Genomic DNA, 7,234 nt, shown 5'->3' on the forward strand with positions numbered 1-7,234 from the left:
ACGTGCCTCGTTCTCGGCCTGCTGCTGCGACAGCGCCTGCGATTCGCGCCGCAGCTGCGAGCCCTACGTGCCTCGTTCTCGGCCTGCTGCTGCGACAGCGCCTGCGATTCGCGCCGCAGCTGCGAGCCCTCGCGGTCGGCCTGCAGCGGCACGGCCTGGCGCTGCGCGCGGGTGGCGGCCAGGTCCTGCTGCAGCGCGAGCCGCTGGCGCTCCAGCGTGGCCAGGCGCGACTGCTGGTCGAGCACCTCGGCGTTCTTCTCGGCCACCTCGACCGGCGACACCGCGCCCGAGCGCACCAGCTCCGGGTAGCGCGCGGCGATGTCCAGCATCACCGCGACGCGTTCGCGCTGCAACGCGATCTCGCGCTCGTGCTGCTTCAGCGAAGCCTCCAGGTTGGCACTGCGCGCATCGAGCGCGGCGGCCTGCTGGCGGGCCTGCTCGGCCTGCTGCTTCAGTTCATCGCGCAGCGCCTGCTGGCGGCTGCTCAGCGAGTCGGCGACGGCCGACTGCGTCGGCCCCTGCGCACTGGATTGTTCAGCCGACAAGCGCAGCACCGGCGCGTTGGCCGCCACCTGCTGCCCCTGCGCGGCACCGCCCGCCAGCACCACGCCGGCCTGCGGTGCCACCAGCCGCAGCACGCCGCCGCTCGGCAGCAGCACGCCGCCGACGGTTTCCTGGCGTGCGAAGCCCTGTGTGGCCGCGAATGCGACCAGCGCGAGCACCAGCAGCACGAAGAACACCGTCCACGCGGCCTGTTGCGGGCTGCGCGTCAGCACGATGGCGCCGTGGAACTTCTGGCGCTGGTGGTCGATGGCCTGGCGGCGGAACAGGTCGGACACGACGGCGTGGGGTCGGTTGCGGGCCGGAACGGTCCGGACGCGCAAGCGTACCGGAGAAAACGTCAGGTGCTGGCGCGCACCATCAGCTGATAACCCGCATCCACCGCCGGCTGCGCGACGCTCTCGCCGCGCATCAGCGCAAGCAGCATGCGCGCCGCCGCCGCGCCCACCTCGCCGCGCGGCGTGCGCACGGTGGTCAGCGCCGGCAGCATCTGGTCGCTGCCGGTCAGGTCGTTGAAGCCGGCGACCGCGATGCGCTCCGGCACCGCCACGCCCAGCCGCAGCGCGGCCAGCAGCGCGCCCTGCGCCAGGTCGTCGTTGCAGAAGAAGATCGCGTCGACCGGCCGCTTCAGCTCGAGGATCTGCTCCAGCATCTGCCCGCCGAGCGCGAGCGACGACGGCGCCGGGTTCAGCCATTCGAGCGTCGCGTCGTAGGCGCCGGCCAGCTTCAGCTCGCGCCGCCAGCCTTCGCGCCGCTGCATCGTGCGCGGGTCGAGCTGGGCGGCGGCGAACGCGATGCGGCGCCGCCCACGCGACAGCAGGTGGCGCGTCAGCGCCGCCGCCGCATCGGCCTGCGAGAAGCCGACGCTGTAGACGCCCGGCACCTCCGACAGCTCCATCAGGTGCACGCAGGGCACGCCGCTCTGCGCGATCAGCGCCCGCGTGGCCTCGCTGCGATCGAGGCCGGTCACCATCAGGCCGGCCGGGCGGTGCTGCAGCTGCTCGCGCAGCAGCTGCTCCTCTTCGCCGATGTCGTAGTGCGTGACGCCGATCAGGCTCTGGTAGCCGGCGGCGCGCAGCGTGCGCTGCACCTCTTCGAGCAGGTCGACGAACAGCGCGTTCGACAGCATCGGGATCAGCACCGCGACGTGCGCGCTGTGCCGCGACGCGAGCGCGCGCGCCGCCGGGTCGGGCACGTAGCCCAGGCGCTGCGCGGCGCTCTTGACGCGCGCGACCAGGTCGGGGTGCACCGCGCGCTCGCCGCGCAGCGCGCGCGACACCGTGATCGGGCTCACCTCGGCCAGCCGCGCCACGTCGGCCAGCGTCACGCGGCCGGTGGCGCGCGGGCGGGAAGGCGTGGGGCTGGTGAAGGTGGCGTCGGTCGTCATGGCGGGTTGATCAAGCGGGCCCCATCAGGGAAAGTCCGCATCGGTGGGCGAATCATTGTTCACTAGGATAGCGCTGTCCTGCAACGAAGATGATGCAGTGATTCCCCTGATATCCACCGCCTTGCTGCGGAGGACAGCGCTGTCTGGGTTGCTTGCGGCCCGGCGCCTCCAGGTTTTGTTTTCCAGTTCTTCTCGTGCGGCGGCAGATGATCGGTTCGGTGGTGATGATGGGTGTGGCCGGGTGCGGCAAATCGACGGTGGGCGCGGTGGTCGCGCAGGCCGAGCGGCTGCAGTTGGTGGAGGGTGACGATCACCACAGCGCGGCCAGCCGCGACAAGATGAGCCGCGGCATCCCGCTGACCGATGCCGACCGCGACGGCTGGCTGACGACGCTGGCCGGCGAGCTGGCGGCGCACCCGCAGGGCATCGTGCTCACCTGCTCGGCCCTGCGCCGCGCCTACCGCGAGCGGCTGCGCGCCGCGGCCCCGGCGCTGCGCTTCGTGTTCCTCGAGCTGACGCGCGAGCAGGCGCTGGCGCGCGTCACCGCGCGGGCGTCGGCGCACTTCTTCTCGGCCACCCTGGTCGACAGCCAGTTCGAGACGCTCGAATCCCCGGTCGGCGAGCCGCGCGTGCTGCGCGTCGACGCGACCGCGCCGCTGGCCGAACTGCAGACCCGCATCTCGGCCTGGCTGCATGCCACGGAGACTCCATGACGACCGACTCTTCTTCTGCGCCCGCTTCCGCGCGGCCGCACCCGCTGCTGCGCCTCGCCAACCTCGCGATGGGCGCCTGCCTGGGCGTGATGGCGGTGGCGGTGTTCATCAACGTCGTGCTGCGCTACGGCTTCGGCAGTGGCGTCGCGGCCAGCGAGGAGCTGTCGCGGCTGCTGTTCGTGTGGATGGTGTTCATCGGCGCGACGGCCGCCTACCCCTTGGGCGAGCACATGGCCTTCACCAGCCTGCTCGGCGCGCTGCAGCGCAAGCCGCTCGCCCTGCGGCTGCTCACGGTGCTGATCCGCGTGCTGGTCGTGGCGGCCTGCGCGATGCTGGCCTGGGGTGCGTGGCAGCAGGTGGTGGTCGGCATGGACAGCCGCTCGGTGGTGCTCGGCTACCCGGCGGCGCTGCTGCCACTGCCGGCCTTCCTGTGCGCGCTCGCGATCGGCGCGATGGCGCTCGTCGAATTGATCCGGAACCAGCCGATCGCGCTGGGCCACGGCGCGGAGGTCGAGTGATGTCGCCCGAAGGTCTCGCCTTCATCGTCTTCTCGGCCGGCATGCTGCTGCTGATGGGCATCGGCATGAACATGGCGCTCGCGCTGGTGCTCACCGGGGCCGGCATGGCCTGGGTGCTCGGCTTCGGGGACACCCAGCTGCTGGCGCAGAACCTGGTGGCCGGCATCGACAGCTTCCCGCTGCTGGCGGTGCCGTTCTTCATCCTGGCCGGCGAGCTGATGAACTCCGGCGGCATCAGCCGCCGCATCATCGACATGGCGCAGGCCTGGGTCGGCCACATCCGCGGCGGCCTCGGCTACGTGGCGATCGGCGCGGCGGTGCTGATGGCCAGCATGAGCGGCTCGGCGCTGGCCGACACCGCGGCGCTCGCCACCATCCTGCTGCCGATGATGCGCCAGCAGGGCTACCCGATGGCGACCTCGGCCGGGCTGATCGCGTCGGGCGGGATCATCGCGCCGATCATCCCGCCGTCGATGCCGTTCGTGATCTACGGCGTGACGACCAACACCTCGATCTCGGCGCTGTTCATCTCCGGCATCGTGCCGGGGCTGCTGATGGGCGTCGGGCTGATCTGCGCGTGGAAGTGGGTGCTGCGCCGCATCGAGCTGCCGAAGGGCACGCCGCTGCCGATGCGCGAGCGCGTGAAGGCGACCACCCGGGCCTTCTGGGCGATGCTGATGCCGATCATCATCATCGGCGGCATGAAGAGCGGCATCTTCACGCCGACCGAGGCGGCGGTGGTCGCGGCCTTCTACGCGCTGGTGGTGGCGCTGTTCGTGCACCGCGAAATGCGCGTCGCCGAGGTCGGCGGCGTGCTGGTGCGCGCGGCCAAGACCACGGCCATCGTGATGTTCCTGTGCGCCGGCGCGCAGGTCGCGAGCTACATGATCACGCTCGCCGACCTGCCGAGCGTGCTGACGAACTGGCTGGGCCCGCTGGTCGAGAGCCCGCGCCTGCTGATGGCGGTGATGATGATCGTGCTGGTGCTGATCGGCACCGCGCTCGACCTGACGCCGACGATCCTGATCTTCGGCCCGGTGATGCTGCCGATCGCGGTGAAGGCCGGCATCGACCCGGTCTACTTCGGGCTGATGTTCATCCTGAACGGCGCGATCGGCCTGATCACGCCGCCGGTGGGCACGGTGCTGAACGTGGTGGCCGGCGTCGGCCGGCTGCCGATGAGCAGCGTGATCAAGGGCGTCAACCCGTTCCTGCTGGTCTACGTGCTGCTGCTCGCGCTGTTCGTCGTGTTCCCGCAGATCGTGATCGCGCCGGTGCACTGGATGCGCTGAGGCCATCGCACGGAGATTTCCCTTTTCCTTCCTTCATTCCCTGAGGAGACACACCATGAACATGATTCGCCGTACGCTCGTGGCCGCCGCCGCGGCCGCCACCCTGGCTGCGCCGCTCGCCGGCTTCGCACAGGACATCAAGCCGCGCCTGATCCGTTTCGGCTACGGGCTGAACGAGCAGAGCAACCAGGGCCGCGCTGCGAAGTTCTTCGCCGAGCAGGTCGAGCGCGCGTCGGGCGGCAAGATGAAGGTGCGCGCGATCGGCGCCTCCGCGCTCGGCCCGGACGTGCAGATGCAGCAGGCGCTGATCGGTGGCGCGCAGGAGATGATGGTCGGCTCGACCGCGACGCTGGTCGGCATCACGAAGGAGATGGCGCTGTGGGACACGCCGTTCCTGTTCAACAACGCGAAGGAAGCCGATGCGGTGCTCGACGGCCCGATCGGCCAGAAGGTGAATGCCAGGCTGCAGGAGAAGGGCCTGGTCGGCCTCGCGTACTGGGAGAACGGCTTCCGCAACCTGACCAACAGCAAGCGGCCGATCACGAAGCTGGAAGACCTGAACGGCGTCAAGCTGCGCGTGATGCAGAACAACGTCTACCTCGACAGCTTCAAGACGCTGGGCGCGAACGCGGTGCCRCTGCCGTTCTCCGAGCTGTTCAGCGCGCTGGAGACGAACACGGTGGACGGCCAGGAGAATCCGTACAACACCATCCTGTCGAGCAAGTTCTTCGAGGTGCAGAAGTACCTCAGCGTCACCAACCACGTCTACAGCCCGTGGATCGTGCTGGTCAGCAAGAAGTGGTGGGACGGCCTGTCGAAGGACGAGCAGAAGGTGCTGGCCGATGCCGCGAAGGCGAGCCGCGATTTCGAGCGCAAGGACACGCGTGAAGAAGCCGGCAAGGCGCTGGCCGACCTGAAGTCCAAGGGCATGCAGATCAACGAGCTGTCGGCGGTCGAGGCCGGCCGCATGCGCGACAAGCTGACGCGGGTGAATGCCGGCATCGGCGCGAACATCGGCATGGAGCTGTGGCAGGAAACGCAGGCCGAACTGGCGCGCCTGCGCAAGTAAGGCCGCTCAGCGCGTGAAGGTGTCGATGGTGCTGCCATCGGCACCGATCGCCTTCACCGTGATGGTCGAGTCCTTCACGTCCAGCCGCAGGTAGTGGTTGGCGGCGGTGGCCTTGGCATTCAAGGTGCCGATCGCGCGGAAGCCGGCCAGCTCCGAGCCGCCGCCGCCGGTGATCACGTACACCGTGCCCTTCGCATCGTCGCGCGCGCCCGCCGGGTTCGYGCTGTCGGCATACACCGGCACCGAGCGCTCGTACACGTGGTTGTGGCCCGAGATCACCATCTTCACCTTGTACTTGCTGAACTCCTGCAGCAGCGTGTTCCATGACGCGTTCGCCGCGTGCCCGTCGGAGTAGGTCACCAGCGGCGCATGCGTCAGCACGATGGTGTTCTTGATCGCCGGGTTGGCCGCCGCCTTCGCCAGGTCGTAACGCAGCCAGTCGAGCTGGTGCTTGTAGTAGTACGAGTCGTAGTTGCCCTCGTTCGCCGCGTTGCAGTTGTTCGAACACTCCATCAGGTTGTAGTAGTCCGAATTCAGGTGCATCACCGTGAAGTGCGTGTTCTTGTAGTCGAACGAGTAGTACATGAACTCCGCATACACGCCGCGCACCTTGGCGCAGGCCGATGCATAGAACGCGCTGTCGGTCAGGTGCTGGATGTCGGGGCGCGTCCAGTCCTGGAAGTAGGCCTTGGCCTGCGTGTGGTTGGGCACCAGCTTCTGCACCGTCGCCTGGCTGAACACGTCGCAGAAGCCGTTGCCGAACTTGTCGGGGTACCAGCCGTCGCCGAAGTTGTCGTCGTGGTTGCCCACCACCGGGAAGTAGTACACCGGCAGCCCGGCCGCCGGCGCCTTGTTCTGCAGCGGCGCGATGATCTCCTTGAAGCTGCCCTTCGAGGCATCGGCCGCGCAATCGCCGCGCTGCACCCAGTTGGTCGACTTGTCGTAGCCGGTGATCATGTCGCCGGTGTTGAAGACGAAGGCCGCGCCGGCCTCGGCCGCCATCTTGCTCACCAGGTTGATGTGGATGGCGTTGCCGTCGCAGCCGCCGCCGGCCCGGCTGTCGCCATAGGCCAGGAAGCTGAACGCGGTGCCGTCGCCGGTGCCCGGCGTGCCGGGCGTGCCGGGCGCGGCTTCGGCCGAGTCGCCGCCACCGCCGCCGCTGCAGGCCGCGACGGCTGCGAGAACCACCAGCGTGATGTGGAAGAAGCGATGCATCACCGTGCTCCGATCAGTATTCATACGCACCAACGTCGATCGTGCCACCCTGCGGGCGCGCCTTCGCGAGGAAGTCCTTCGCCACCAGGGCGGTCGGCACACCCGTGTTGATCGCCGGGCTCGTGGCCTTCAGCGTCAGCGGGGTGCCGCCGGTGGTGCTCGCGAACTGCGGGTCGAGCACGCGGCTGGCGTCGGTCAGGCCGGTGATGGTGTTGTACAGCGTCGACCACTGGCCCGCCGGCACCTGCGTGTCCTTCAGCGAGAAGGTCGGCGCGCCGTTGCTCGTCCAGTAGATGTTGCCGCTGATGCGCAGCGTCGTGAAGTCGGTCAGCGCGTCGGCGTTGACCTTGATCACCGGCCGGTTGCCCGAGCCGTAGATGATGTTGTTGACGATCTCGACGCCGGTGCCGGCCTGCCCGACCTCCGACTCGTTCGACAGGAAGATCGAGCCCTGCCCGGCGGTGGCGGTGTTGTAGCAG

The 7,234-nt window shown here is 69.1% G+C and carries 8 protein-coding genes; 4 read left to right on the forward strand and 4 right to left on the reverse strand.

The features are described 5' to 3' along the window. Together AC1D01_RS14935 and gntR are read right to left on the reverse strand one after the other, a co-directional pair. A partial coding sequence (locus tag AC1D01_RS14935; protein WP_477867500.1) for an HlyD family secretion protein occupies nt 1-839 on the reverse strand: 839 nt, incomplete at its 3' end. Between the two features lie 62 nt (nt 840-901). After that, nucleotides 902-1,948 (reverse strand): HTH-type transcriptional regulator GntR, encoded by a 1,047-nt coding sequence (gntR, locus tag AC1D01_RS14940; RefSeq protein ID WP_477867502.1) that lies wholly within the window; start codon nt 1,946-1,948, stop codon nt 902-904. Between the two features lie 206 nt (nt 1,949-2,154). Between gntR and AC1D01_RS14945 the strand changes: the two genes are divergently transcribed. Genes AC1D01_RS14945 through AC1D01_RS14960 form a run of 4 tightly spaced genes read left to right on the forward strand, consistent with a single transcriptional unit; the run spans nt 2,155 to nt 5,540 of the window. Beyond that, a complete protein-coding gene (locus tag AC1D01_RS14945; RefSeq protein ID WP_477867504.1) occupies nt 2,155-2,661 on the forward strand; it encodes a gluconokinase in 507 nt (168 codons plus the stop codon). Further along, a complete protein-coding gene (locus tag AC1D01_RS14950) occupies nt 2,658-3,179 on the forward strand; it encodes a TRAP transporter small permease (RefSeq protein ID WP_477867506.1) in 522 nt (173 codons plus the stop codon). Before AC1D01_RS14945 ends, AC1D01_RS14950 begins: the two co-directional genes overlap by 4 nt. After that, a complete protein-coding gene (locus tag AC1D01_RS14955; RefSeq protein ID WP_477867508.1) occupies nt 3,179-4,471 on the forward strand; it encodes a TRAP transporter large permease in 1,293 nt (430 codons plus the stop codon). Before AC1D01_RS14950 ends, AC1D01_RS14955 begins: the two co-directional genes overlap by 1 nt. Before the next feature lie 55 nt (nt 4,472-4,526). Beyond that, nucleotides 4,527-5,540 carry a TRAP transporter substrate-binding protein gene (locus AC1D01_RS14960; protein ID WP_477867510.1) on the forward strand — a complete coding sequence of 338 codons (1,014 nt, stop codon included), beginning with the start codon at nt 4,527-4,529 and terminating at the stop codon, nt 5,538-5,540. A 6-nt stretch (nt 5,541-5,546) separates the two neighbouring features. Here AC1D01_RS14960 and AC1D01_RS14965 read toward each other — a convergent pair whose 3' ends face one another. Together AC1D01_RS14965 and AC1D01_RS14970 are read right to left on the reverse strand one after the other, a co-directional pair. Then, the gene (locus tag AC1D01_RS14965; RefSeq protein WP_477867512.1) at nt 5,547-6,755 is read right to left on the reverse strand and encodes a metallophosphoesterase; all 1,209 of its coding nucleotides are present in this window, start codon (nt 6,753-6,755) and stop codon (nt 5,547-5,549) included. A gap of 13 nt (nt 6,756-6,768) precedes the next feature. Beyond that, on the reverse strand, nt 6,769-7,234 hold a 466-nt coding region (locus AC1D01_RS14970), incomplete at its 5' end, for a choice-of-anchor Q domain-containing protein (protein ID WP_477867514.1).

It is taken from the genome of Rhizobacter sp. P3_B12, from assembly GCF_056402895.1.

Excerpts from the sequence above, each read along its gene's own strand:
- gntR (WP_477867502.1), bottom strand. The coding sequence starts at position 1,948 with ATGACGACCGACGCCACCTTCACCAGCCCCACGCCTTCCCGCCCGCGC.
- AC1D01_RS14945 (WP_477867504.1), top strand. The coding sequence starts at position 2,155 with ATGATCGGTTCGGTGGTGATGATGGGTGTGGCCGGGTGCGGCAAATCG.
- AC1D01_RS14950 (WP_477867506.1), top strand. The coding sequence starts at position 2,658 with ATGACGACCGACTCTTCTTCTGCGCCCGCTTCCGCGCGGCCGCACCCG.
- AC1D01_RS14955 (WP_477867508.1), top strand. The coding sequence starts at position 3,179 with ATGTCGCCCGAAGGTCTCGCCTTCATCGTCTTCTCGGCCGGCATGCTG.